Origin of the sequence: Streptomyces sp. NBC_00510 (assembly GCA_036013505.1) — a bacterium.
Lineage (GTDB): Bacteria > Actinomycetota > Actinomycetes > Streptomycetales > Streptomycetaceae > Actinacidiphila.
The window spans coordinates 5269634-5295924 of record CP107851.1 but is presented as its reverse complement, the minus strand read 5'-3'; the positions used below and the strand labels follow the sequence as shown (position 1 = coordinate 5295924).

22 protein-coding genes and 1 pseudogene are annotated in these 26291 nt (G+C 72.0%); 10 read left to right on the top strand and 13 right to left on the bottom strand.

The features are described from left to right. Position 1: 1 nt before the first annotated feature. From OG937_23880 to OG937_23855, 6 genes and pseudogenes are all read right to left on the bottom strand, one after another. Positions 2–832 carry an aldose 1-epimerase gene (locus OG937_23880; GenBank protein ID WUD74517.1) on the bottom strand — a complete coding sequence of 277 codons (831 nt, stop codon included), beginning with the start codon at positions 830–832 and terminating at the stop codon, positions 2–4. Between the two features lie 10 nt (positions 833–842). Then, entirely contained in the window at positions 843–1724 is an 882-nt protein-coding gene (locus OG937_23875; protein WUD74516.1) for an SRPBCC domain-containing protein, read from the bottom strand. A 57-nt stretch (positions 1725–1781) separates the two neighbouring features. Next, on the bottom strand, positions 1782–3350 hold the full coding sequence (locus OG937_23870) for a polyamine aminopropyltransferase (protein WUD74515.1): 1569 nt from the start codon (positions 3348–3350) through the stop codon (positions 1782–1784). Between the two features lie 109 nt (positions 3351–3459). Beyond that, positions 3460–3996 carry a DUF2617 family protein gene (locus tag OG937_23865; GenBank protein WUD74514.1) on the bottom strand — a complete coding sequence of 179 codons (537 nt, stop codon included), beginning with the start codon at positions 3994–3996 and terminating at the stop codon, positions 3460–3462. A 729-nt stretch (positions 3997–4725) separates the two neighbouring features. Beyond that, positions 4726–5046, bottom strand: a pseudogene (locus OG937_23860) (tyrosine-type recombinase/integrase). Between the two features lie 122 nt (positions 5047–5168). Further along, positions 5169–6392: a GNAT family N-acetyltransferase gene (locus OG937_23855; GenBank protein ID WUD74513.1), complete on the bottom strand. Its 1224-nt coding sequence runs from the start codon at positions 6390–6392 to the stop codon at positions 5169–5171. A 323-nt stretch (positions 6393–6715) separates the two neighbouring features. Here OG937_23855 and OG937_23850 point away from each other — a divergent pair, with 323 nt between their 5' ends. Next, the gene (locus tag OG937_23850; protein ID WUD74512.1) at positions 6716–7879 is read left to right on the top strand and encodes a pyridoxal phosphate-dependent aminotransferase; all 1164 of its coding nucleotides are present in this window, start codon (positions 6716–6718) and stop codon (positions 7877–7879) included. 166 nt (positions 7880–8045) lie between these two features. Here OG937_23850 and OG937_23845 read toward each other — a convergent pair whose 3' ends face one another. Together OG937_23845 and clpB are read right to left on the bottom strand one after the other, a co-directional pair. Next, the gene (locus OG937_23845) at positions 8046–8576 is read right to left on the bottom strand and encodes a YbjN domain-containing protein (protein ID WUD74511.1); all 531 of its coding nucleotides are present in this window, start codon (positions 8574–8576) and stop codon (positions 8046–8048) included. A gap of 104 nt (positions 8577–8680) precedes the next feature. After that, positions 8681–11278, bottom strand: coding sequence for an ATP-dependent chaperone ClpB (gene clpB, locus OG937_23840; protein ID WUD74510.1), 2598 nt, complete (start codon positions 11276–11278; stop codon positions 8681–8683). Positions 11279–11454: 176 nt separating this feature from the next. Between clpB and OG937_23835 the strand changes: the two genes are divergently transcribed. The 6 genes from OG937_23835 to OG937_23810 all read left to right on the top strand — a co-directional run bounded on the left by OG937_23835 (position 11455) and on the right by OG937_23810 (position 17520). After that, a complete protein-coding gene (locus OG937_23835; protein ID WUD74509.1) occupies positions 11455–13212 on the top strand; it encodes a PA14 domain-containing protein in 1758 nt (585 codons plus the stop codon). A 13-nt stretch (positions 13213–13225) separates the two neighbouring features. After that, entirely contained in the window at positions 13226–13630 is a 405-nt protein-coding gene (locus OG937_23830; protein ID WUD74508.1) for a TIGR03618 family F420-dependent PPOX class oxidoreductase, read from the top strand. Between the two features lie 116 nt (positions 13631–13746). After that, positions 13747–15342, top strand: coding sequence for an Hsp70 family protein (locus tag OG937_23825; protein ID WUD74507.1), 1596 nt, complete (start codon positions 13747–13749; stop codon positions 15340–15342). Positions 15343–15364: 22 nt separating this feature from the next. Then, the gene (locus tag OG937_23820; GenBank protein ID WUD74506.1) at positions 15365–16504 is read left to right on the top strand and encodes a tetratricopeptide repeat protein; all 1140 of its coding nucleotides are present in this window, start codon (positions 15365–15367) and stop codon (positions 16502–16504) included. Further along, on the top strand, positions 16501–17154 hold the full coding sequence (grpE, locus tag OG937_23815) for a nucleotide exchange factor GrpE (GenBank protein WUD74505.1): 654 nt from the start codon (positions 16501–16503) through the stop codon (positions 17152–17154). The genes OG937_23820 and grpE (OG937_23815) overlap by 4 nt, the downstream gene beginning before the upstream one ends. A 69-nt stretch (positions 17155–17223) precedes the next feature. Beyond that, positions 17224–17520 carry an NIPSNAP family protein gene (locus tag OG937_23810; GenBank protein WUD74504.1) on the top strand — a complete coding sequence of 99 codons (297 nt, stop codon included), beginning with the start codon at positions 17224–17226 and terminating at the stop codon, positions 17518–17520. Here OG937_23810 and OG937_23805 read toward each other — a convergent pair. Next, entirely contained in the window at positions 17478–17945 is a 468-nt protein-coding gene (locus OG937_23805; GenBank protein ID WUD74503.1) for a hypothetical protein, read from the bottom strand. The two genes, OG937_23810 and OG937_23805, sit on opposite strands and share 43 nt — an antisense overlap. 225 nt (positions 17946–18170) lie before the next feature. On the opposite strand from OG937_23805, the gene OG937_23800 reads away from it, so the two are divergent. Genes OG937_23800 through OG937_23790 form a run of 3 tightly spaced genes read left to right on the top strand, consistent with a single transcriptional unit; the run spans position 18171 to position 21946 of the window. Further along, positions 18171–20192, top strand: a complete 2022-nt coding sequence (locus tag OG937_23800; GenBank protein ID WUD74502.1) for a PA14 domain-containing protein — start codon at positions 18171–18173, stop codon at positions 20190–20192. Positions 20193–20249: 57 nt separating this feature from the next. Next, positions 20250–21407 carry an ImmA/IrrE family metallo-endopeptidase gene (locus OG937_23795; GenBank protein WUD74501.1) on the top strand — a complete coding sequence of 386 codons (1158 nt, stop codon included), beginning with the start codon at positions 20250–20252 and terminating at the stop codon, positions 21405–21407. After that, positions 21404–21946, top strand: a complete 543-nt coding sequence (locus tag OG937_23790; protein WUD74500.1) for a hypothetical protein — start codon at positions 21404–21406, stop codon at positions 21944–21946. The genes OG937_23795 and OG937_23790 overlap by 4 nt, the downstream gene beginning before the upstream one ends. A 19-nt stretch (positions 21947–21965) precedes the next feature. Here OG937_23790 and OG937_23785 read toward each other — a convergent pair whose 3' ends face one another. The 4 genes from OG937_23785 to dnaK are packed head-to-tail and all read right to left on the bottom strand — an operon-like array spanning position 21966 to position 26156. Continuing rightward, positions 21966–22430, bottom strand: coding sequence for a helix-turn-helix domain-containing protein (locus OG937_23785; GenBank protein WUD74499.1), 465 nt, complete (start codon positions 22428–22430; stop codon positions 21966–21968). Positions 22431–22434: 4 nt separating this feature from the next. Beyond that, positions 22435–23613 carry a molecular chaperone DnaJ gene (gene dnaJ / locus OG937_23780; protein WUD74498.1) on the bottom strand — a complete coding sequence of 393 codons (1179 nt, stop codon included), beginning with the start codon at positions 23611–23613 and terminating at the stop codon, positions 22435–22437. A 33-nt stretch (positions 23614–23646) separates the two neighbouring features. Continuing rightward, a complete protein-coding gene (grpE, locus tag OG937_23775) occupies positions 23647–24318 on the bottom strand; it encodes a nucleotide exchange factor GrpE (protein WUD74497.1) in 672 nt (223 codons plus the stop codon). Continuing rightward, on the bottom strand, positions 24315–26156 hold the full coding sequence (gene dnaK, locus OG937_23770; protein ID WUD74496.1) for a molecular chaperone DnaK: 1842 nt from the start codon (positions 26154–26156) through the stop codon (positions 24315–24317). Before dnaK ends, grpE (OG937_23775) begins: the two co-directional genes overlap by 4 nt. Between the last annotated feature and the right edge of the window lie 135 nt (positions 26157–26291).

Sequence of the window (26291 nt, the reverse complement as noted above, 5' to 3'; positions counted from 1 at the left end):
CCTAGCCCAGCGGCTCCCAGGCCCAGGTGGCGCGCATCTCCAGGGGGTCGATCGGGGTGACCAGACGCGGCGCGGTGTTCAGCCCGTTCGGGGGGCCCGACTGGGGCTCCACGCAGATGGCCGGGGGCTGTTCGTCGTAGACGACGACCCACTCGGCGGGGCTGGTGATCCGCAGCCGCAGCTCGCCCGGCCACGTCAGGGTGACGTCCACACCGTCCGGCATGCCGAAGCAGTCGTCCCACGGGCGGGGCCCCGGCTCCACCCGGTGGCCGGTGGGCAGGTGGTCCTCGCCGCGCTCCTCCATCCAGCCGGGGGTGAAGTCGATCAGGGCGTCCTGCCCGCCCCGGCCGAGGTTGCGCAGGAACCAGGGGTGCCAGCCGGCCTGGGCCGGGAAGGAGTCGTCCGTGGTCTCCACGCTCATCGTGAGGTCCAGGCGGTCCTCGGACAGCTCGAAGCGCTGGCTGACCCGGCCCTTGTACGGCCAGGGCTCGGCCAGGTCGTAGTAGAAGCAGGCGCTGGTGCCGGTGGCGCCCGGGGCCTCCTGCCAGGCGACGTGCCGGCCGGTGCCGTGGATGGCGTGCGGGCCCGCGTCCCGCGGCATCTGGTGCAGCACCCCGCCGTTGCGGAACTGCCCGTCCCGGGTGCGGCCGCACCACGGGACCATCGGGAAGGACCCGAAGTTGGGGCCCTGCCGCAGCAGCTCGACGCCGCCGACGGTCAGCGAGCCGACACGGCAGCCGAGATCCGGAAGGATCGTCAGCCGCGCCGGTCCGGCTTCGAGTTGGACTGCGTGCTCGTCGTCTCGCCCGTCAGGGGTCTCATCCGTGGCCACGGCACAGACCCTACGGGAACGAGCGCCTGCGCCGCCGCAGCACCCGCCCCGCGACCACGGCCGACAGCAGCAGCGCCGCCGCGGCCGGCGCGTAACGGCGCAGCGAGGCGGCCGCGGCGCCGCTCTGCGGTGCGGGCACCGGGGCGTAGCGGCCGCGCGGCGGGGCGTGGTCGACCTCCTCGGCGCTGCGGCCGATCAGGGTGCGGCGGGCGTGCGCGGCCTCCGCGGGCAGGTCGATCCCGGCCGGGTCCTCGGGGACCCTGGCCACCGCCTCCGCTCCGGGCAGCACCTCGCCGACGGCCTCCACGTCGTCCGCGTCCTCCGGCTCGGGGAGTTCCTCCAGCTCACGCAGCTCCTGCGCGTCGTGCCCGGCGAACTCGTCGAGCTGCGCGGGCAGGTCGTCGGCGAGGTCCTCGGCACCGGCGTCCTCCGCGGCCGGTTCGGGCGCCCCGGCCGGGGCCTCCTCCTCCAGGTCGGAGGTGAGCGCGGCGACGAAACGGTCCAGCAGGCGGTGGCCGGCGGAGGTGACCGTCGCCTCCTCGTACTCGCCGAGCCGCCCGTCGGCCTGCACGGTGCCGGTGAAGGTCAGCAGGGCGCCGCCCGACACGGCGTCCACGCCGAGCTCCAGCGCCAGCTTGACCGTGCCCGCGCCGCGCGACTCCACCGCCTCGCCCTCGACGGCCAGCCCGCCGCCGCGCGGGACCAGTCGCAGCGAGCCGCGGTAGGTGATGGTCGAGCCGCCGATCCGGAGCCTCAGCCGGCCGGCGAGCCCCTCCTCGGCGCCGGCGTCCCGCTGGAGGCCGGGCACGCAGCGCGCCACGCGCTCCAGGTCGGCGAGGGACCGGCGAATGGTTTCGGCCGGAAACGGAACGAACACCTCATGCGGCTCCATGCCGCGAGCCTAATCCGCCGGGCGGCGCTTCGGTGCCGATTCACCGCCGGTTCGCCCTCACCCGGAGCGCGGATGCATCAGCGTCGACGGGGGCAGGTCCCGCAGCGGGGACCGCGCGGCCCGCCGGACCGCCGAGGCGAGCGCGGCGGGGGACAGCGACCGCAGCCGCGGCACGTCCGCGGGCAGGCGCGGGACCGGGGCGCGGTGCCGGGCGGCGAGGACGAAGCCCCAGTCCTCGTCCCCGCGGCCGGTGCCGATCCAGTAGTCGGCGGTGCGCAGCCCGGACGCCCGTACCGTCGCGTCGACGGTCCAGAAGCCGCGCCGGGCGGCGCCGGGCGCTCCCGCGTGCACCGCGAGCCGCCCGCCCGGGGCGAGCGCGCGCCCGGCCAGCCCGTAGAACTCCTGCGAGTACAGCTTCGCGCTGCGCGAGATCCCCGGGTCGGGGAGGTCGGCGAGCACGACGTCGTACCCGCCCGGCGGTCGCGGCGGCCCCTCCTGCCGCAGCCAGTCGAAGACGTCCGCGGCGGCCACCTCGACCCGGGGGTCGCGGTAGGCGTGCCGGTTGAGGCGGGCCAGCGCGGGGTCGTCCCGCGCCAGGGCGACGAGCCGGGCGTCGGGGTCGACCAGGGTCACCGAGCCGACCCCCCGGTAGCGCAGCACCTCGCGCAGCGCGAGCCCGTCGCCGCCGCCGAGGATCAGCACCCGGCGGTGCCGGCCCGCCATGGCGGGGTGCACCAGCGCCTCGTGGTACCGGTACTCGTCCCGGCCGCGGACCCGCAGCCGGCCGTCGAGGAAGAGCTGCAACGGAGCCGAGGTGAGCACGACCTCCTGGACGCCGGTCTGCTCGGCGAGCCGCACGTCGCCGCCGTACACCGCCTGCCGGGCCGCCCGCTCGAACGGCCCGGCGGCCCAGGCCGCCCCCGCCAGCACCGCGAGGACCACGACGTTGGCGGCGATCAGCCGGGCCCGGGCACGTGGCGTGACGTCACTGCGGAAGAGCCAGAGCACGGTGGCGCCGCCCGCCACGGCGTTGACCGCGCCCGTGACGAGTGCCCCGGTCAGCTGGCCGTAACAGGGCAGCAGGAGGAAGGGGAAGGCCAGACCGCCGACCAGGGCGCCCACGTAGTCCGCGGCGAAGAGGTCGGCGACGGCACCGCCCGCGTCCTGCCGCCGGACCCGCTGGATCAGCGTCATCAGCAGCGGGATCTCGGCGCCGATGAGCACGCCGATGGCGAAGGCGAAGACCGCCATCGCGGGCCGGGACTGGCCGAACCAGGCGAAACTGGCGTACAGCGCCATCACCGAGAGTCCGCCGACCAGCGCCAGCACGATCTCGACGGCCGCGAAGCCGATCGCCGGCGCGCAGCTGAGCCGCTTGGCCAGCAGGGAGCCGACGCCCATGGCGAAGACCATCACGGACAGCACGATCGACGCCTGCGTCACGGAGTCGCCGACCAGGTACGAGGCGAGGGCGACCAGTTCGAGCTCGTACACCAGGCCGCAGGCGGCGCAGACGAAGACCGCGGCCAGGACCAGCGCCCTGGCCGCGGCCACCGGGACGGGGAGCCGCAGTCTGCAGACGCGCGGGGCGGCCCGGGCCGTACGGGAGGTGGACTGGTCGATCATGCTTGCACGCTATGTCAGGTATATGGCGGTCCACGTCACCCACAGGGGTGCAATTCGTGGCACTTGGCGGCGCGTTGACGCCGTGCCGGCCACGGGCGTACCACCGCGCTCACGGCTGCGCGCTGAGGGTCGAACGGGTCGCCACCAGGCGTCCTTCCTGGGGGTACGCGTGCCAGGTGCGCCACAGGACGCTGCCGCCGCGGTACTGCACGAGCAACGCGGTGAAGGCGTGCGGATCACCCGGGAACGTCCCCGCCAGGCCATTGGGGTGATCGGCCACCAGCGCGAGCAGCTCCTGCGCCCGCCCGGCGAAGCCCCCCCGGGAGAGCGTCTCGATCCGCGCCGCGAACTCGTAGTCCCAGCCGGCGATCCGCCGTGCCACACCGAACGGCAGCGGCGCGCTGGTGCCCGGCAGGCAGGCGACGGTCTCCGAACAGCGGCCGCGGGCCGAGTCCAGGATGACCTGGTGGGAGGCACCGAGCAGCCGCAGCTGGACCTGGACGCGGGGGGCCGCGGGCGCGCCGGAACCGGCGCCCGGTAGCTCGCGGTCGAGCACGGCGAGCGCCGGCAGCTCGTCCTTCCCCAGACACCAGGCCAGGTCGCCGGCGCGGGTGTCGGTGTAGGCGGTCTGAAGCATGGTGAGCATGAAGTCGGCTCCGCAGGCACATCGCGAGCAAGCGAGGGGAGGTCACGGGCATGGGGGGGAGAGGACGCGCCGACCCGCGCCTGTGGGGGAGAACGTCCGTCGGCTCGTGCCCACGAGGGGTCGGTGAATACGCAATCATGAATGGCGCGTCGCCTTCAGCGTTTTTACCCATCTCCACCCCCTTTACATCCGCAAGGGCCCGGACGGGTTCAGGTGTTCACTACAAATGCGCCCGACGGGTGAGTAACCCACCGGGCGCATATGCGATTCGGCACGGGCAATACGCAATTTCGTATCGTCAGCTTCCGCCGCCGCAGCCCCCGCCGCCGCCGCACGAGCTGCTCCCCCCGCCGCACGAGCTCCCGCCGCCGCAGGAGTGGTGGCCTCCCCCGTGGTGGCCGCCGCCTCCCCCGTCGGAGGAACCCGCGTCCCCCGCCCACCAGCCGGCCCCGGCGGAGGAGCTGTACGAGCGCCGCCGGCCCTTCCGCCGGCCGCCCTTCCTCGCCGCCACGACGACGAGCCCCACTATCGCGCCGAAGACGAGCAATACGACCAACGCGCCCATCGTTCCCACCCCCGCTTTCCGTGCTTTCCGTTGTGCGACGGTGATGCCCCCGCCGTCCGCGGCCGAAAGCAAAGTTGAGGAAGTCCAGAGGTTTCCGGGTACGGGAAGGCCCCTGGTCTGCATCGGAAGCAGAACCAGGGGCCAAGGGTGGACGACTGGGCCGTCTAGGGGCCGCGATCTTCATCGTCAGGCGGCCCAAGGACTCGGTCAACGGCCCGCCGGGATCGCTCGCGGCTGTTGGGCATCAGGTGCGCGTACACGCGAAGGGTCATCGCCGGGTCAGCGTGTCCCATGTACTCGCTCACGGCCTTCACGCTCTCCCCGGAGTCGAGGAGTACCGAGGCGTAGAAGTGCCGGAGAGCGTGCATGCCGTGTTCACGGGCGCCCACGAAGTCCAGCGCGCCCTCAGCAAGCCCGAACACTTCTCCCTGACGCAGTCCGCACCCAGCCGCGACATCGACCACGGCACGGTAGCGCTCCTCAAGACACCCGGCGTCGCTCACGCTCCGCCGGGCGCGCGGCCCGCGTCCGGCCGCGCCAACGCCCGCTCGGTCGTGCTCGCCCAGGTGTCAACGACGTCAAGTGACCAAGATGTCGCGAGGTGCGGTCAGAACCAGTGCAGGCAGTGCGGGGGGCGCTCGGCGCGGAAGAGGGCGTCGGCGAGGGTGGCCGCGCCGGGGCGGTGGGCCCGGATGTGCCCGCCGCGCACGAGGGTGCTCGGGGTGGTACCACCGAGGTAGACCGAGCCCAGATCGCTTATGTCCAGGGACAGGTCAGGCTCCTGGTCCGTGGGGACGCAGTCGGCCTTGCCGTCCCGGACGGTCAGCAGGTACCGGCCATGCTCGCCGAGGAACGGGTCGTCGACGTCGAGGACGAGCTCGCCGTCCGTGAACCAGCCGCGCGAGGTCAGCGCACGCGGGACGTCCAGCAACCGCACCCAGAGCCAGTCGGTGTGGTTGCCTGCCTGGCCGGCACGGAAATCCGCAAACTGCCAGCGCAACGGGTGATCGGGCGTGACGTGCTTGAACACGACCTCAGTGACCAGGTCGTGGCCGAGCACGAACCGAGCCAGGGCCGTAAAGGCGGTGTCGGTAGTGGCAATGGTCTCGTCGACCGTCAAGGTTTCGGACTCGCCGAGGGAGTAGCTGGCGTACCCATCCGGGACGCCGTCGGCGTCGCGGTGGACGGCAACGTGGCGCGGTGCCGGGGCGACAGGGGGCTGCCCCGCGCCCAGAGCCCACCAGCGGTGCGGCCGGGACAGCGCACCGGGCTGTGCGCGGCGGTACCGGTCGTAGACCTCTTCCAGGATCTCTTGGCACTCGGCTCGCCGCAGCAGCTCGACTGAGCCGGTCGCCGTGGCGTCGGCCGTTCCGCGCGCACGCGGTACGGCGAGGGCGGCCTTGTGGCGCGGCACTGTCAGCCGCCCCGTGTAGGTCGCCGGTCCATAGCCGAACCTGCCGTAGATCGGGGCTTCGGAGGCCAGCAGTACGGAGAGGAACTCCCCTCGGTCCCGCAACTCTGTGAGTTGATGCCGCATCATGGCGCTGAGCACGCCTTGGCGTCGGTGTGAAGGCAGGACGCCGACGGCGCTCACCCCGGCGGCCGGGACGATGGCCTCACCGGGCAGGGTGAGCTCGAAGGAGTACGCGCCCGCGGTGCCGACGGGCCGCCCCTCCGCCGTCGTGGCCAGCAGGTTGCGGTCCATTTCGAGCGCCGACCACCAGACTCCGCCGCCGCCCTCGGTCGGGGTTTCCGGGAAGCGCCCGAACGCGGCATGGAGTGTGTCGACGAAAACGTCGAGGTCCTGGTCGGTCGTGGGACGGATCTTCATTGCTGCCGCTGCCTCCCCGGGATGCTGGCACCACGCTCATGGCGCCCGCCACAGTGCAGCGTCGAGCCATGGCTAGGTCAAGCGAATTACGGCCGCCCACAGCCGATGACAGCAACCGTCCCCGTCCGGCTAGAGCTACGCGGCGGAGAGCGTGGATTCCCGGGCCGTCTCTGGGCCGTCCGACGGTAGCGAGCGACGACAGATGACGACAGTCGCCTACGCCTCTGCCCCTGCTCAGGGGCTGTGCTCCGGACACCGGCGCAGGTGCTGATCCCCCGAACGTCAGTTGAGGAAGTCCAGAGGTTCGGCGGAGGATGGCGGGCATGACCTCCTCGCGACCCCCGCTCAACCGCGCACTCGCCGAGTTCGGGACCACGATCTTCGCCGAGATGTCCGCCCTCGCCGTCCGCACCGGTGCGATCAACCTGGGCCAGGGCTTCCCGGACACCGACGGCCCCGAGGAGGTGCGCGAGGCCGCCGTGCGCGCGCTGCGCGACGGCCGCGGCAACCAGTACCCGCCCGGGCCCGGCGTGCCCGAACTGCGCCGGGCCGTCGCCGAGCACCAGCTGCGCTTCCACGGGCTCGGCTTCGACCCCGACACCGAGGTGCTGGTCACCGCGGGCGCCACCGAGGCCATCGCGGCCGCCATGCTCGGGCTGCTGGAACCGGGCGACGAGGTGATCGCCTTCGAGCCCTTCTACGACTCGTACGCCGCCTGCATCGCCATGGCCGGCGCCCGCCGCGTCCCGCTCACCCTGCGCGCGCCCACCTTCCGCCCGGACCTGGACGCCCTGCGCGCGGCGGTCACCCCGCGGACCCGGCTGCTGCTGCTCAACAGCCCGCACAACCCGACCGGCATGGTCCTCACCCGGCAGGAGCTGACGGCGATCGCGGAGCTGGCCGTCGAACGCGACCTGATCGTGGTCACCGACGAGGTCTACGAGCACCTGACGTACGGCACGGAGCACGTGCCGCTCGCGTCCTTCCCGGGGATGCGCGACCGCACGGTCACCATCTCGAGCGCGGGCAAGACGTTCTCGTTCACCGGCTGGAAGGTCGGCTGGGTGACCGCCGCCCCCGTCCTGGTCGACGCGGTGCGCGCGGCCAAGCAGTACCTGACGTACGTGAGCGCGGGGCCGTTCCAGTACGCCGTGGCCGAGGCGCTCCGGCTGCCGGACGCCTACTACCGGGACTTCCGCGAGGACCTGCGGCGCAAGCGGGACCTGCTCTCCGACGGCCTGGAGGCGGCCGGGTTCAGGGTCTTCCGCCCGGAGGGCACGTACTTCGTGACCACCGACATCCGGCCGCTCGACGAGAAGGACGGCCTGGCGTTCTGCCGGGCGCTGCCCGAGCGCTGCGGGGTGGTGGCGGTGCCGAACGTGATCTTCTACGACGACGCGGAGGAGGGCCGCAGCCTCGTGCGCTTCGCCTTCTGCAAGCGCGAGGACGTGCTGCGGGAGAGCGTGGAGCGGCTGCGCCGGCTCTGAGGCCCTGGGCGGGTCGGGGCCGGTCGGGGCCGGTCAGGGCGCGCCTCGGACCGGGACCGGAGCACGGCAGCCCGCCCGCGCACGCCCGCTCACCGGCGGTCGCGTGGCGGACGGGCTGCTGGAGGGGCTGCCCTCGTGCGGTCCGTGTACGCCCGTGCGGGCGCGCTCAGTCCTCGCCGTCGCCGTCGTCGTCCGTGGACTCCGCGTCCTTCTCCAGCCCGAGGGCCTCGAGGATCCACTTCTCGAACTCGATGGAGGCCCGGACCCAGCTGACGGTGCTGGAGACGAAGTGCTCCAGGCCGACGCCGAGGCCGATCAGCATCTGGGCCTCGCCGATCAGACGGACCGTGCCGTCGTCGTGCGTGTGGGTGTAGACCTTCGGCCACAGGGTGCGGCGGTTCCAGTCGTCGAGCGCCTCGTGCAGCTGAGGCTTGTCCTCGATGCTGTACGGCCGGTCGTAGAAGGTGCGGACCGCGAAGATCTGCTGGTCCTCCTCCCCGCGGAACATGAAGTAGGTGCGGAACTCCTCCCACGGCGCGGCGAGGTCGCCCTCCTCGTCGACGACGTACTTGAGCTCCATCTGCTCCAGCAGCTGCTTGACCAGATCCTGGTCAGGAATGACCACGTTCCCGGCAGGGCCGGGCTGGGGGTCCGGCTGGCCCCCGAAATTCGGAATCGAGGACGGGTCGATGCTCACCTTGCAGTTCCCTTCGTACGGATACACCCATCCTCCCTCACCGCGGGCCGCGCCGTGCAAGCGCGGCCCGCCGAGCCCCGTTCGCGTGCCGTTCCCGGGGTGCCTCAGAGGCTCTTGCCGGTGGTCGCGCCCACCAGCAGCCGGTCGCCGACCCGCTCGACCCGCACCGTGTCGCCGTCCCTGACCTCGCCGGCCAGGATCTCCCTGGCCAGCTGGTCGCCGATGGCGGTCTGCACCAGCCGGCGCAGCGGACGGGCGCCGTAGGCGGGGTCGTTGCCCTCCTCGGCGAGCCAGTCCAGGGCCTCCTCGGTGACGTCGAGGGCGATCCGCCGGTCGCGCAGCCGGGCCGCCAGGCGGTCGGTCTGCAGCCGGGCGATGCGGCGCAGCTCGTCCTTGTTCAGGGCGCTGAAGACCACGATGTCGTCGAGCCGGTTGAGGAACTCGGGCTTGAACGACGCCCGCACCGTCTCCAGCACGCTCTCCCTCTTCTGCTCGTCGCCGAGCACCGGGTCGACCAGGTACTGGCTGCCGAGGTTGGAGGTGAGGATGAGGATGGTGTTGCGGAAGTCGACCGTACGGCCCTGACCGTCGGTGAGCCGGCCGTCGTCGAGCACCTGGAGCAGGACGTCGAAGACCTCGGGGTGGGCCTTCTCCACCTCGTCCAGCAGCACCACGGAGTACGGGCGGCGGCGCACCGCCTCGGTCAGCTGACCACCCTCCTCGTAGCCGACGTAGCCGGGAGGGGCACCGACCAGGCGGGCGACGGAGTGCTTCTCGCCGTACTCGCTCATGTCGATGCGGACCATGGCCCGCTCGTCGTCGAAGAGGAAGTCCGCCAGTGCCTTGGCCAGCTCGGTCTTGCCGACACCGGTCGGGCCGAGGAAGAGGAAGGAACCGGTCGGGCGGTCGGGGTCGGCGATGCCGGAGCGGGAGCGGCGCACCGCGTCGGACACCGAGCGCACGGCCTCGCCCTGGCCGATCAGGCGCTTGCCGAGCTCCTCCTCCATGCGCAGCAGCTTCTGCGTCTCGCCCTCCATCAGGCGGCCGGCCGGGATGCCGGTCCAGGCCGCGACCACATCGGCGACGTCGTCCGGGCCGACCTCCTCCTTGACCATGGTGCCCCGCTTGGCCACCTCCTCGGCCTCGGTGGCCTCGGCGAGCTCCGCCTCCAGCTTCGGCTTCTCGCCGTACAGCAGCTTGGACGCGGCCTCGAAGTCGCCGTCGCGCTGGGCGCGCTCGATCCGGGTGGTCAGGTCGTCCAGACGCTCCTTGAGCTCACCGACCCGGTTCAGGCCCTCCTTCTCCTTCTGCCAGCGGGCGGTGAGGCCGCGCAGTTCCTCGTCCTTGTCGGCGAGGTCCTTGCGCAGCTTCTCCAGACGCTGCTTGGAGGCCTCGTCGGTCTCCTTCTCCAGCGCCATCTCCTCCATGCGGAGGCGGTCGACGGAGCGCTGCAGCTCGTCGATCTCGACCGGCGAGGAGTCGATCTCCATGCGCAGCCGCGAGGCGGCCTCGTCGACCAGGTCGATGGCCTTGTCGGGCAGGAAGCGGGCGGTGATGTAGCGGTCGGAGAGGGTCGCGGCCGCGACCAGGGCGGCGTCGGCGATCTGCACCTTGTGGTGCGCCTCGTAGCGTCCCTTGAGACCGCGCAGGATCGCGATGGTGTCCTCGACGCTGGGCTCGGCCACCAGCACCTGCTGGAAGCGGCGCTCCAGGGCCGGGTCCTTCTCGATCCGCTCGCGGTACTCGTCGAGGGTGGTCGCGCCGACCATGCGCAGCTCGCCGCGGGCCAGCATCGGCTTGAGCATGTTGCCCGCGTCCATCGCGGAGTCCCCGCCGGCGCCCGCGCCGACGACGGTGTGCAGCTCGTCGATGAAGGTGATGATCCGGCCGTCGCTGGCCTTGATCTCCGCCAGCACGGCCTTCAGCCGCTCCTCGAACTCGCCGCGGTACTTGGCGCCCGCGACCATCGCGCCCAGGTCCAGGGCGACCAGCCGCTTGTTGCGCAGGCTCTCGGGCACGTCGCCCTTGACGATGCGCTGGGCCAGGCCCTCGACGACGGCCGTCTTGCCGACGCCGGGCTCGCCGATGAGCACCGGGTTGTTCTTGGTGCGCCGGGAGAGCACCTGCACCACGCGCCGGATCTCGTTGTCCCGGCCGATCACCGGGTCGAGCTTGCCCTCGCGGGCCGCCGCGGTGAAGTCCGTGCCGTACTTCTCCAGCGCCTTGTACGTGCCCTCGGGGTCGGGTGTCGTCACGCGCTGACCTCCCCTGATCTGCTCGAAGGCGTCCTGCAGCCTGCTGCCGGTCGCACCGTACTCCTTCAGCAGCCCACCGGCCGCTCCGCCCTTGAGGGCGATGCCGATGAGCAGGTGCTCGGTGGACACGTACGCGTCCCCGAGTTCCTTCGCCCGCCCCGCCGCGTCGGCGATCACGGCGAGCAGTTCGCGGTTCGCCTGCGGCGGCGCCACCGTGCTGCCCTGGACGCTGGGCAGTCCGCCCAGCAGCCGCTCGGCGCCGGAGCGCACCGCTGCGGCGTCCGCGCCGGTGGCCGCGAGGACGTCCAGCACGCTGTCGTTCTCCGGCTGCTCCAGCAGCGCCAGCAGCAGGTGCACGGGGGTCAGGTCCGCATGCCCGGCCGAGACCGCCTTGGTGTTGGCGGCGTTCAGGGCCTCGCGGCTCTTGTTGGTCAGCTCGGCGTCCACGTCCGCGTACTCCTCCTTCTGGTCCTTCCGAACCGTTTCGGACCTGCCTTCTCCAGCGTGAGACAAGTTGAGTCTATTCCACTCAAGTCTGTGAATGCCAGCGACGGGCACAGAAAGCCTTTGCAGTCCTCCACATCTCTGCCAAGATCAACCCCCAGGGGAGGGGATCCACTGACATGTCCATACGCCATTCCGCGGCCGTAGTCGCCGCCACCGCCCTTGCATGGGGCACCACCGCCGGCACCGTCCCGGCCCACGCCACCACCGCCGTCACCTGCGGCACCAACGTGTGGAAGGCGACCTACTACGCCAACACGGCCTTCAAGGGCACCCCCAAGAAGACCGTCTGCGACACGAAGATCAGCGAGAACTACGGCTCGGGCGATCCGGCCGGCGTCTCACTGCCCAAGGACAACTTCGGCGTCCGCTGGTCGGTGACCAGGAACTTCGGATCGGGCGGCCCGTTCAGCTTCACCACCACCGCGCAGGACGGCGTCCGCGTCTACCTCGACGGCAACCGCAAGATCAGCCTCTGGAAGGACGTGAGCAAGACCCAGAAGAAGACGGTCAACCTCACCGTCCCCAAGGGCAAGCACACCATCCGCGTCGACTTCGCCGCCTTCAGGGGCAAGGCCAACGTGACGTTCGGCTACGCGCCCCGCACGTCGGCCTCCGTCGACAAGGTCAAGCCGCTGGCCCCGGCCGGCCTGCGCGCCACGTACTCCGGCAGCACGGCCAAGGCCGGCCTGACCTGGTCCCAGAACGCCGAGATGGACCTGGCCGGCTACCGCGTCTACCGCCGGCTCGCGACCGCGACCGCCTGGACCAGGATCAGCGGCACCGCCCTGCTGACCTCGCCCCGATTCACCGACACCCCGCCGCCCACGGGTGCGAGGTACGTCTACAAGGTCACGGCCGTCGACAAGGCGGGCCACGCCTCGGCCGACTCCGCCCTGGTCGCGGTCACCAGCACCGACAGGACCGCTCCGGCCGTACCGACCGGGGTCGCCGCGACGTACTCCGAGTCCACCGGCGCCGTGAAGGTGACCTGGGCCGCCGGCAAGGACGCCGACCTGCGGTCCTACCGCGTGTACCGCCGCACCGGCGCCGACGGCGCCTGGGTCCGGCTCGACCCGAACAGCGCCCCGTCCACCGAGCTGTACCTGAACGACCAGAGGCCCGGCGGCACGGCCGGGACGTACACCTACGCGGTCACCGCGGTCGACGCCTCCGGCAACGAGTCCGCCAGGGCCCAGGCGCCCTCGGTCACCCTGACCGCGGTCTCCGGCCCGCCGGCCGCCGTCACCGGCCTCACCGGCACGGCCGAGAAGTACGGCATCGAGCTCGACTGGGACGACAGCACGGCGGCCGACCTCGACCACTACGAGGTCCACACCGGCTCCTGGGAGATGAACGCCTACACCGGCCGGCCGTACTTCCAGAAGGACACCACGGCCGTGGTCCCCGCGGGCACCACGCACTACCGCCTGGTCAAGGCGCTCGGCAGCCAGCCCGTGAGCTTCCTGGTCGTGGCCGTCGACACCTCGGGCAACGCGACCGTGGACACCGTGGCCGCCACCTTGGACGTCACGCCGATCAACATGGTGGACACCCCCTACCCGGCGCCGGGCACCCTCGCGCTGCGGATGGACAGCATCTCGGTGACGGCCACCGGCGGGGTGCTCCTGGACTGGTACTGCTCGAACGCCGCCGTGTGCGACCGGATCACCGGCTACAACGTGTACGACTTCGACTACACCACCCGCTCCTACGTGAAGCTCAACGACACACCCCTGCCCACCCTGCCGTCGAGCTGGACCGACACCACGCCGGCCACGGGCACGACCCACGTCTACCGGGTGACCGCCGTCCTCGACGACGGGACGGAGTCCTTCCCGGTGTGGGGCTCCATCGCCCTGGCGCCGACCGGGTGACATCCTTCCCGGTATGACGGTCGACCCACGCGAACCAGATCCCGCCTACCTCGCCTTCTGGCGGGAGTACCTGATGAGCACGCTCACGACCCACCGGCCCGACGGCTCCCCGCACGTCGTGCCGGTGGGTGTGACGTACGACCCCGAGGCGGGGCTGGCTCGCGTGATCACCAACAAGGCGAGCCGGAAGGTCGCCCACGTGCTGGCGGCCGGGCCCGAAGGGGCCCGGGTCGCGGTGTGCCAGGTCGACAAGGGGCGGTGGGCGACGCTGGAGGGCGTGGCCCGGATCAACACCGACCCGGACGCCGTCGCCGACGCGGTACGGCGCTACGCCGAGCGCTACGGCCGCACCCCCGCCCCCAACCCGGACCGGGTCGTCGTCGAGATCGCGCTGACCCGCGCCATGGGCCGCGCCTGACCCTCGCCGCGGGCCCCCGCGGCCCTGTCGATCCCGCCCCGAAACACCCCTGCATGCTGCATGATTGACGCTCCGGCAGATTCGGATGGCGTACGGCTACGGGGAGGTGCCCGGCTGTGGCACGGGTTGTGGGAATCGATCTGGGCACGACGTACTCCGCTGTCGCGGTGGCGGACCGGACCGGCACCGCGTCCATCGTCCGCAACCGCGAGGGCGAGAACATCACCCCGTCCGTGGTGATGTTCCAGGGCGACGTCGTCGTCGTCGGCTCGCAGGCCAAACGCTCCGCGGCCACCGCCCCGGACCACGTGGTGCAGTTCGTCAAGCGCTACATGGGCGAGCCCACCCCCGTCTACACCTCGGAGTCCGGCACCCCCTTCCGCCCCGAGGAGATCTCCGCGCTGATCCTCAAGCGGCTCAAGGAGGACGCCGAGATGATGCTCGGCGAGCCCGTCGAGCGCGCCGTGATCACCGTCCCCGCCTACTTCGACGACGCCCGCCGCAAGGCCACCCAGGACGCCGGCCGGATCGCCGGCCTGGAGGTGCTGCGGATCGTCAACGAGCCGACCGCGGCCGCCCTCGCGTACGGGCTCGACCAGGACGAGGACGAGCGGGTCGGCACCGTCCTCGTCTACGACCTCGGCGGCGGCACCTTCGACGTCACCGTGATGAAGGTCGAGGACGGCGAGTACGACGTCATCGCCACCGACGGCGACCGCAACCTCGGCGGCTTCGACTGGGACGGGGCGCTGATGGAGCACCTCAACGGCGCCTTCATGGCGGCCGGCGGCCCCGACCTCACCGACGACACCGCCACCCTCGCCGAACTGCGCGACAAGGCGGAGATCGCCAAGCGCACCCTGTCCAACGCCCCGCAGGCGGTCGTCATGCTCTCGGCCGGCGGCCGGCACGAGCAGATCCGCGTCACCCGCGAGAAGTTCGACGAGCTCACCGCCGAACTGCTGGACCGCACCCGCATCCTCACCGAGGGCGTCCTGGAGGAGTCCGCACTCACCTGGGACGACGTCGACAAGGTGCTGCTCGTCGGCGGTTCCACGCGGATGCCGCAGGTCCCGGCCCTGGTGGAGCGGCTGTCCGGGCGGACCGCGGAACGCGGGGTCAGCCAGGACGAGGTGGTGGCCCTGGGGGCCGCGCTGATCGCCCTGGACGCCGAGGTCCGCGCCGAACAGGCCGCCGAGCGCAAGAAGTACATCGGCAGCGGCGCCCACGTGGAGTCCGCCCCGGGCGACGGCCTGGCCCGGCTCACCAAGGGCAGGGTGAAGTCCATCAAGGACGTCACCTCGCAGTCGCTCGGCATGGTCGCCGTCCACGACGACGCCCCCCGCTCACCGGAGTACAACGCGGTGATCATCCCGCACAACACCACGGTCCCCGCGAAGGAGAGCGACACCTTCTACACGGTCCGGGAGCGCCAGACCGCGCTGCGGGTGCAGGTCACCGAGGGCGAGGGCGAGGACCTGGACTACGTGAAGGTCGTCGGCGAGAGCACCCTCAAGATCCCGCCGTACCCCAAGGGCGCACCCTTCGAGGTGTACTACGCCTACGACGTGGACGGCATCATCCACGTCGAGGTCAAGGACCTGACCTCGGGCGAGTGGCTCGGCGAGTTCGAGGTCGAGCGCCCGGACAACCTGGGCACCGAGGAGCTCGAGGAACTCAGCGACCGCGTGTCCCGCACCGCGGCCCTCTGACCGGAGCGGGAGCCGACGCCCCATGACCACGACGGACGTGCCCGACTACTACGCCGAGTTCGGGATCGGCACCGCCGACAGCGCCGAGGAGATCGGCAGGAAGCTCGACCGCGAGCACCGCAGCTGGGCGGGGAAGGCGAGCAAGGCCCCCACCGCCGACAAGCGCCGCGAGGCCGAGGACAAGGTGCGGCGCGTGCTGGAGGCCCGCAAGGCGCTCACCGACCCCTCCGCCCGCGCCCTGTACGACCGGCGGCTGGCCCGGTCCCGGAGGAAGGGGCCGGGGCCCCGGGAGCCGGAGGCCGTACAGCCGACCCTCGGCGGCACCGTACGCGACTGGGTGGGCATCGCCGAACGCAACATCGAGGACGGCGACCTGCAGGCCGCCGAGTACGAGCTCCGCCAGGCCGTGCACCACGACGACCGCGACGCCTACGCCTGGCGGCTGCTGGGCGCCGTCCACCAGGACCTCGGCGCGTACCAGGACGCCCTGCAGGAGCACCGCAGGGCGCTGCAGTTGAACCCGGACGACGCCGCGAACCACTTCCAGATCGGCAACGTCCACACCGCGCTCGGCGACCACCACACGGCCCTGACCTGGTACATGAAGGCCGACGAGCTGGCGCCGGGCGACCTCGGGACCGAACTCGCCGTCGGTGACGGCCTGTACGCCTCCTCGCGCTTCGACGAGGCGCTGACCTGGTACGAGAAGGTCCTGGCGCACAGTCCCGGCCACACCGGGCTGCGCAACCAGATCAGCCGCATCTGGTCGCTGCGTGCCGAGGGCTCGATGATCACCCACCCGGTCACCCGGAGGCTGGTCGTCGCCTCCGAGGAGGCCCCCCGGCGCATCCTGCACTGCGTCGACCAGGGCCTGGCCGTGCGCCCGGCCGATCCGGACCTGCTGGGGCGGCTGGAGTTCTACCGGGGGCTCGCCGCCGAGTCCCTGGGCAAGACCTGGCGGTGGCACAAGAGCATGCTCTGGGTCCTCGTCCCGGCCGTCGTGGTGCCGCTCACACCGGCCAGGCCCTACGCCTGGTTCGTGGCGCTCGCCGCCCTCGCGCTCATCGCGTGGATCGGCTTCCGACCGCGCTGGTGGCACACCCGCGCGTCCCTCCCCCGGCACCTCCTCAACCCGCCGCAGCAGTACTGGAGCCGCGCATGAGCACCCCGCCACCGCTACCTCCGCAGCCTCCGCAGGTCCCGCCCCTGCCGGCCGTGCCGGTGGTGCCGCCACCGCCACTCCTGCCGGAGGTGCCCCCACAGCCCCCCGCGCCGCCACAAGTGCCGCCGGAGGACGCCTCCCCGGGCCCCGCACCGCAGACCGCGGAGGAGCCCGCGCCCGACCCCCTGGCGGTGGTGGCCGACGCCGTCGACGGCCTGCGCGAGGAAATGGCCGCGCTCGGCGACCAGTTCCGCCGCCGGCTGCTCAACGACCGTGAGGGACGGCGCGGTCTGGACGAACTGCGCGCCGAGCTCGACCACACCCGCAGGGCCGCCGAGGGCCGGCTGGTGCAACCGCTCCTGTACGACCTCGTCCTCCTCCTGGACCGCATCGACCGCCACCTCGGCGTCGACGGCGGCTTCGGCGACTCGGTCGGGGCCGAGCTGCTCACCCTCCTGGAGAAGTACGGCATGACCCGCATCCCGGTCACCGCCGGGCGCTTCGACCCCGCCCTCCAGGAGGCCGTGGGCACCGTCCCCGCGCCCCGGCCGGAGCTCGCCGGCGACGTCGCGGAGGTCGTACGGCACGGCTACCGCATGGGGGACCGCGTCGTACGCCCCCAGCAGGTCCGCGTGCACGCGCCCGCGTGACCGAAGGGGGCCAAGGATGCCAAGGAAGCCAAGGAACCCAAGGACCCGAGGAACCCAGGGAGCCCCGGATTGCCCAGGACCACACAGCTGCGGACGTACACCATCAAGCCGGAGATGCTCGACGCCTGGCTCGGCCTGTGGCACGCCGAGATCGTGCCGTTGCGCCGGGCCCACGGCTTCGAGATCGGCCTGGCCTGGGTGGACCGCGAGCGCAGCCAGTTCGTCTGGCTGATCGCCTACGACGGCGAGGACGGCTTCGCCGCGGCCAACGCCCGCTACTGGGACAGCCCCGAACGCGTACGGATGCCGCTGCAGCCCGATGACTACCTCGTCGGCAGCGAGGTCCGTGACGTCGAACCGGCTTGAGCCGCCGCCCACATCGCGGCCGCCACCCACACCGGCAGCCACGCGGCGGCCACCAGCGCGCCCGCCCCGGCCGCCGCACCCACCACGCCGCCCATCTCGCGGCGCCGGGCCCACACGGACCCGGCGCCGCCCACCACCAGCAGCGCCGCCACCACCGGGACCGGCACCAGCCCCGCGTACCGCGGCACGCCCACGTCCCCGTACGCCACGACGCCCACGCTCACCAGGGCCAGCGTCATCAGCCCGGCGACCCACCACGGCCCCTCGCGCCGCGCCGCCAGCCGCAGCCCGGCCCACATCGCCACCGTCGCCAGCCCCACGTCCAGCCCCTCGGCGCCCCAGCTCGCGCCGAGCGGCACCGCACCGGCCACCATCCCCACGGCCAGCCCCACCACGATCCCGGCTCCGACGCCTCTGTGCGGCATACGGACCGTCTTCCCCACCACGCGTCCCACACGCCCGCCCCGCCCCCCACGGCCACCCCTTCGGCGGAGGCCGCCGTCACACCGTCCGTTCCCTCGCGCGACGCCCCCCGTTCGCCGCCCCGCGGGGAATCCCGCCCGGTACGACACGGCCTGATCACGGCTTCCGGGACGACTTGGCACTGACGTTCGGGCCCTGCCAGGATCTTCCTCCTCAGGGAGGGATCTTTGACCAAGTCCATACGCGCCCGCGCCACGGCGCTCGCGCTCGCCACGGCCGCCACCGGATTCGCGGTGCCCGCCGGCACCGCCCACGCGGCGACCACCTGTTCCACCGGGGTCTGGCTGGCGTCGTACTACGCCAACACCACCTTCAAGGGCACCCCGAAGAAGACCGCCTGCGACACCTCGATCAACGAGAACTACGGCACCGGCGACCCCGCCGGCGTCACCCTGCCGAAGGACAACTTCGGCGTCCGCTGGAGCCTGACCCGCGACTTCGGCTCCGGCGGCCCGTTCACGTTCACCGCCGCCACCCGCGACGGCATCCGCGTCTACCTCGACGGCACCCGCAAGATCGACCTCTGGAAGGACGTGAGCGCCACACAGAACAAGACGCTCAACCTCACCGTCCCCAAGGGCAAGCACACCCTCCGCGTCGACTACGCCGCCTTCAAGGGCACCGCCAACGTCAAGTTCACGTACGCGCCGCGCACGTCGGCGTCGGTGGACAAGACGAAGCCGCTGGCACCCACCGGCCTCAAGGCCCCGGCCAGCGGCCACGCTTTCACGCTCGCGTGGACCAGGAACACCGAGATGGACCTGGCCGGTTACCGGGTCTACCGGCGCACCGGCACCGGCGCCTGGGCACGGATCGGCGGCAGCGCGCTCGTGACCGCGCCGTCCTACCGTGACGTGCCGGCCGCCACAGGGGCGAAGTACTCCTACGCGGTCACCTCCGTCGACAAAGCGGGCAACGCCTCCGCGATGTCCTCCGCGGTGACCGTCTCCTCGATCGACGAACAGGTCCCGGCCGTGCCGTCCGGCCTGAAGGCCGCGGTGACCGCGGACGGCAAGGGCTACGCCCTGACCTGGAACGCGGTGTCGGACGCCAAGCAGTACCGGGTCTACCGGTCGACGTCGGCGGCGGGCCCGTGGACGCAGATCGGCACCCCGTCGGCCGCGTCGTACACCGACACGACGGCCGTCGCCAAGACGACGTACTCGTACGCCGTCGCCGCGGTGGACGCCGCCGGCAACACCTCCGCGAAGTCCGCGTCCGCGGGCGCGGCCCCGCTGGTGATCCGGCCGGACGCACCCCGTGACGTGGCGGCTACCCCCCTTGAGAACCTCCTCGGCGTCAAGCTGACGTGGAGCCTCCCCAGGGCGCAGGCCGTCGGAACGTACACCGTGTACCGCTCGACCACCTCGCCGGTGAACCCGGCCACCGCGACCCCCGTCGCCTGCACGGTCGATCACGAGGACAACCTCGGCTCGGACCCGGTGCGGTACAGCTGCACCGACACCAGCAACTCCCTGCGGCGCGGCGTGACCTACCACTACACCGTCATCCAGAGCGCCGACGGCGTCGCTTCCGCACCCTCGAACGAGGCCGCCTTCGCTGTGCCGGGCGACGAGGTCCCCCCGGCCCTGGTCTCCGGCCTGACCGCCGAGCCCGCGGAGTACGGGGTGCGTCTGCACTGGAATCCCAACACCGAGCCGGACCTCGCCCGTTACACGGTCTACCGCGGTGAGGTGTACGAGGACGACGGGGAACGGATCTGCCTCGGCCACGTGGTCGAGTGGCTGGGCCCGGACACCACCGGGTACCTCGCCGAGCGGCTGCCCGACGGCGAGCAGGGGTGCTACTTCGTCGACGCCGAGGACACCTGGGGCAACTCCCTCTTCGCCTCCGACGAGGGGGTCTCCGTGGTGGAGTTCACCGAACTCGACCTGACACCCTCCGTCGAGACCCCCGCGGGCTCTCCGGTCGGGTTGAGCGCCGAGGACGTGATGAACGGCGTACGTCTGGAATGGCACGACGTGGCCGACGCCGTCGGTTACCGCGTCTACCGCTGGGACCGTGACTCCGGCAGGTACGAAAGCCTCACCCCGGAGCCGGTGACCGGCGAGGCCTGGACCGACGCCACCGCGTCGCGCGGCACCACCCACTACTACTGGGTGACCGCCGTGTACGCCGACGACACGGAGTCCGCGCCGGGCGGCGCCTACGCGGTCCTGGCGCCGTAGCATCAGCACACAGAGGCGGGCCTTGCGATTATCGCAAGGCCCGCCTACGCTTTTCCCATGGACCCGTATGTCATCACACGCGTACGCACCGTGATGGACGCGGCCGCGATGACCAAGGCCGCGTTCGCCCGGTCGGTCGGGCTCACGCCCGACAAGCTGTCGAAGTCGCTGAGCGGCGTGCGCCGCTTCACCTCGCTCGACCTGGCGCTCATCGCCGAGGCGGGCGGCACGAGCGTGGACTGGCTGCTGACCGGCAACGAGCCGCTGCGCCCCGCGCTCGCGGCCCGTACGCGGGGCGACACCACCGCCGACCCCGTGGGGGCGCAGGAGGTCGCAGCACGGTTCGCCGACGCCTACGAGGTGCTGGAGCTGCTGGGCCGCACAAGGGAGTTGCCCGCCGTGCCGGAGGTGGACCCGGCGCCGGAGCGGTACGCGGCGCAGGGCGAGCGGCTGGCGGCCGAGGTGCTGGAGCTGCTGCCGGCCGCGGGGACGGGCACGGACGAGCTGATCGCGGCGATGGAGGACCGCTTCGGGGTGGACGTCGCCATCACCGGGCTTCCCCCGGGTGTGGACGGCCTGGCGTGGCAGGCCGACTCCTTCCGCCTCGTCCTCCTCGCGCCCACCGACCTGTGGACGCGGCAGCGCTTCACCCTGGCCCACGAGCTCTGCCACATCCTCTCCAGGGACGCGCGGAGCGTGGTCGTGGAGTCCCGGGTCGCCCCCGGCCGGCAGAAGGACCTGGCCGAGGTCAGGGCCAACGTCTTCGCGTCACACCTGCTGATGCCCACAAGGGAGTTGACGCAGGCCGCGGCAGCGGAGGGCGGGCTCTCGGACGCCGGATTCGAGCGGCTCGTCGTGCGCTTCCGGGTGTCGCCGAGCGCGCTGGCGGCCCGGCTGCACCAGCTGGGACTCATCGACGCGGCACGCCGCAAACAGCTGCGCGCCCTCACCACGGAGGCCTGCCACCTGCTCGCGGGCGCCGGCGACGACTACCAGAAGCAGGCCTCGCGGGCCTCGGCGGAGCGCTTCCCGCCCCGTGTCGCCTCGGAGTTGTACAAGGCCTACCTGGCGGGGGAGACGACCCTGCGTCCGCTGGCCGCGCTGCTGGACACCGACGTGGAGCGGCTGCACGACCTCCTCGCGCCCGAACCGCCCCCGGGCAACGGCATCGAGCAACAGGACGCGGAAGAAGGGGATCCGGTCTTCCAGCCATGACCGCGTGGTGGTTCCCCGACAACACCGTCCTGTGCAACTTCGCGGCCGTCGACCGGCTGCTCCTGCTGGAGAAGGTGCTGGACGGCCGCGGCCGCTGGACCCAGGCCGTGGCCTGGGAGGCGGGCCGTTCCGCGCGGTTCCTGCCGCGGCTGGCCGGACTGGCGGAGGCCGGGTGGCTCGGCGAGCCCGTGGAGATCAGCGACGGCGACGAGCTGCGGGAGGTCGACCGGCTGCGCCGGGCCGTCTTCGGCGGCTCGTCCCACCTGCCGACCAAACACCTCGGCGAGGCCGAGACGTGCGTACTGATCACCCGGCGCCGTGAGTTCCGGGGCTCGGTCTGGATCACCGACGACCGCTCGGCCCGCGACTTCGCGCGCCGGCGGGGCATCACCACCAAGGAGACCTTCGACCTCGTACGGGAGGCGTGCGCCGGAGGGCTCGTCCCCGCGGCGGAGGGCCACCGGCTGCTGGAGGCGATGGTCGCCTCGGGACGCCATCTGCACCGCGTCTCGCGCGGCCCCGCCGACCTGCAGGCCTAGCGGGACGGGCGGCGGCCGGTCACTCCGGCCGCTTGGGCCGCCACACCACCAGCGCGGAGGTCTGCTGGACGTCCTGGTAGGGCACCAGGTCACGCCGGTACGAGGCGTGGACGGCGGCCTCACGCTGCTGCATGGCGGCCGCCGCGCCCTCCAGGGCCGCGGAGAGCTCGGCGACCCGCGACTGCAGGGCCGCCACCTGGTTCTCCAGTTCGATGATGCGCTTGATGCCGGCCAGGTTGATGCCCTCGTCCTGGGAGAGGCGCTGGACCTCGCGCAGGAGTTCGATGTCACGAGCCGAATAACGGCGGCCGCGCCCGGCCGTACGGTCGGGCGAGACCAGGCCGAGGCGGTCGTACTGGCGCAGGGTCTGCGGGTGCAGCCCGGAGAGCTGGGCCGCCACCGAGATGACGTAGACGGGGGACTCGTCGGTCAGCTCGTACGGGTTGCGGCCCCGACCGCCACGCATGCCGCCGCTCGTGTTCATCGGCTCAGGCTCCCTTCGCGGCATCGAACAGCTCCGCCCGCGGGTCCTCGTCCGCGGTCGCCTCCCGGTAGGCCTCCAGGGCGTCCAGCGCCTTCCCCTCGGTGGTCGCCGGGACCGCGACCTCGATCGTGACCAGCAGGTCCCCGCGGGTGCCGTCCTTGCGGACCGCGCCCTTGCCGCGGGCCCGCAGCGTACGCCCGTTGGGCGTGCCGGGGGGCAGCTTGAGGGTCACGGCGGGACCGCCGAGCGTCGGCACCTTGATCTCCCCGCCCAGCGCCGCCTCCACGAAGGTGACGGGCACGGTGACGGTGAGGTTGTCGGCCTTGCGTCCGAACACCGGGTGCGCGTCGACGTGCACGGTGACGTACAGGTCGCCGCCCGGGCCGCCGCGCTCGCCCGGCGCGCCCTTGCCGCGCAGCCGGATGCGCTGCCCGTCGGTGACACCCGCCGGGATGCGCACCTGCATGGTGCGCGCCGAACGGGCCCGGCCGCTGCCGCTGCAGACCTCGCAGGGGTCCTGCGCGATCAGGCCGCGGCCCTTGCAGTCCGTGCACGGGTCGGTGAGCGAGAAGCTGCCGCTGCCGCCGCGCGAGACCTGGCCGGTGCCGACGCAGGTCGGGCACACCCGGGGCGTGCCGTTCTTGTCGCCGGTGCCGGAGCAGGCCTTGCAGGGGGCCTGGCTGGTCATCTTCAGCGGCACGGTGGCGCCGTCCACCGCCTCGGTGAACTTCAGCGTCACCTCGGTCTCGATGTCCTGGCCGCGCCGCGGCTGCGTACGGGTCGTACCGGCGCCGCGGTTGAACAGACCGCCGAACACGTCCCCGAGGCCGCCGCCGAAGCCGCCGCCCTGGGTGGTGGTGGTGCCGGGGCCGCCACCGAAGAGGTCACCGAGGTCGAAGCCGAACCCGCCCGGGCCGGCCGGGCCGGTACGGAAGCCGCCGTTGCCGAAGAGGGCGCGGCCCTCGTCGTACTCCTTGCGGCGCTTGGGGTCCGACAGGACGTCGTTGGCCTCGGAGATCTCCTTGAAGCGCTCCTCGGCCTTGGCGTCGCCCTTGTTGGCGTCCGGGTGGAACTCGCGGGCGAGCTTCCGGTACGCCTTCTTGATCTCCGCCTCGGTGGCGTCCTTCGGGACGCCGAGGACCTTGTAGAGATCCTTCTCGAACAAATCCCTGCTGATGCTCATCCCCGGCGTCCCTCCTTCCGTGCGCTCACCACGTCAGCCCTGTTCGGGGCCACCGTTCTCCTCGTCCGCCGTGTCGTCGCTCTTCTGCGTGCCCTGCGAGCCCGGCTGGGGCTCGGCGACGGCCACCCGCGCGGGGCGGATGGTGCGTTCACCGATGCGATACCCGGGCTGCAGGATCTGCACGCAGGTCGTCTGCGTGACGTCCGGCGAGTAACTGTGCATCAGGGCCTCGTGCACCAGCGGGTCGAAGGGCTCGCCCTCCTTGCCGAACTGCTGCAGCCCCATCTTGGCGACGACCGTCTCCAGGGACTCGCCGACCGACTTGAACCCGCCGACCAGCTCCTTGTGGTCCCGGGCGCGGCCGATGTCGTCGAGCACCGGGAGCAGCTCGGTCAGCAGGTTCGCGATCGCGATCTCGCGGACCGCGATCCGGTCCCGCTCCACCCGGCGGCGGTAGTTCTGGTACTCCGCCTGGAGCCGCTGGAGGTCCGCCGTGCGCTCACCGAGCGCCGTACGCACCTGGTCCAGCTGCGCCTGCAGAGCGACGTTGGCGTTCGCGTCCCCGGCCGGGGCCGCCGGGCCCGCCTGGTCGGCGGACCCGGCGCCGGGCCCCGCCTCGCCGGGGGAGTCCCCCGGCGAGGTGGAACCGGCCTCGGCAGAGGGGACGACAGGCTCCTCCTCGAAGCCCGGGGTCTCCTCCGTCACGCGGCACCGTCCTTCTTGTCCTCGTCGACGATCTCGGCGTCGACGACGTCGTCGTCGGCCTGGGGCTGGGCACCGCCCGCGGCACCGGCCGCGCCGCCCTCGGCCTGGGCGTTGGCGTACAGCGCCTGGCCCAGCTTCTGCGAGGTGGCGGCGACCTTCTCGGTCGCCTCGCGGATGGCGGCGGAGTCCTCGCCCTTCAGCTTCTCCTTCAGGTCCGCGACGGCGGCCTCGACCTCGGTCTTGACGTCACCGGGGACCTTGTCCTCGTTGTCCTTGAGGAACTTCTCGGTCTGGTAGACCAGCTGCTCGGCCTGGTTGCGGGTCTCGGCGGACTCGCGGCGCTTGTGGTCCTCCTCCGCGTACTGCTCGGCCTCGCGCATCATGCGGTCGATGTCGTCCTTCGGCAGCGCGGAGCCACCGGTGACGGTCATGCGCTGCTCCTTGCCGGTACCGAGGTCCTTGGCGGAGACGTGCATGATGCCGTTGGCGTCGATGTCGAAGGCGACCTCGATCTGCGGGATGCCGCGCGGGGCCGGCGGCAGACCGGTCAGCTCGAACATGCCGAGCTTCTTGTTGTACGCCGCGATCTCGCGCTCGCCCTGGTAGACCTGGATCTGCACCGACGGCTGGTTGTCCTCGGCCGTGGTGAAGATCTCCGAGCGCTTGGTCGGGATCGTGGTGTTGCGCTCGATCAGCTTGGTCATGATGCCGCCCTTGGTCTCGATGCCGAGGGACAGCGGGGTGACGTCGAGGAGCAGGACGTCCTTGACCTCGCCCTTGAGGACACCGGCCTGGAGGGCGGCGCCGATGGCGACGACCTCGTCCGGGTTGACACCCTTGTTGGCGTCCTGACCGCCGGTCAGCTCCTTGACGAGCTCGGCGACGGCGGGCATACGGGTCGAGCCGCCGACGAGGACGACGTGGTCGATCTCGGAGAGCTGGATGCCCGCGTCCTTGATCACGTTGTGGAACGGGATCTTGCAGCGCTCCAGCAGGTCCGTGGACAGCTGCTGGAACTGGGCGCGGGTGAGCTTCTCGTCCAGGTGCAGCGGGCCCTCGGCGGAGGCCGTGATGTAGGGCAGGTTGATCGAGGTCTCGGTGGACGAGGACAGCTCGATCTTCGCCTTCTCGGCGGCCTCGCGCAGACGCTGCAGGGCCATCTTGTCCTTGGACAGGTCCACGCCGTGACCCGAGGCGAACTGCTTCACCAGGTAGTCGACGATGCGCTGGTCCCAGTCGTCACCACCGAGGTGGTTGTCGCCGTTGGTGGCCTTCACCTCGACGACGCCGTCGCCGATCTCCAGCAGCGAGACGTCGAAGGTGCCGCCACCGAGGTCGAAGACGAGGATGGTCTGGTCGTCCTTGTCCAGGCCGTACGCCAGGGCGGCGGCCGTGGGCTCGTTGACGATGCGCAGGACGTTCAGGCCCGCGATCTCGCCGGCCTCCTTGGTGGCCTGGCGCTCGGAGTCGTTGAAGTACGCCGGGACCGTGATGACCGCGTCGGTGACCTTCTCGCCGAGGTAGGCCTCCGCGTCCCGCTTCAGCTTCTGCAGGATGAAGGCGCTCATCTGCTGCGGGTTGAAGTCCTTGCCGTCCAGGTTGATCTTCCAGTCGGTGCCCATGTGGCGCTTGACCGACCGGACGGTCCTGTCGACGTTGGTCACGGCCTGGCGCTTGGCGACCTCGCCGACGAGCACCTCGCCGTTCTTGGCGAAGGCGACGACGGACGGCGTGGTCCTGGCACCCTCGGCGTTGGTGATGACGGTGGGCTCGCCGCCTTCGAGAACGCTGACGACGGAGTTAGTCGTGCCCAGGTCGATGCCGACCGCACGTGCCATGGTGGAATCCTCCAGCTGCCTACTTGAGTGGAACTGGCTCAAGGGTGCCTCACAGCTCTCGCCCTGTCAACAGACCTGAGTCGTGGCGACTCAACTTATGCACCAGCCCTCCGCGCACGGACGACCACGACGAGC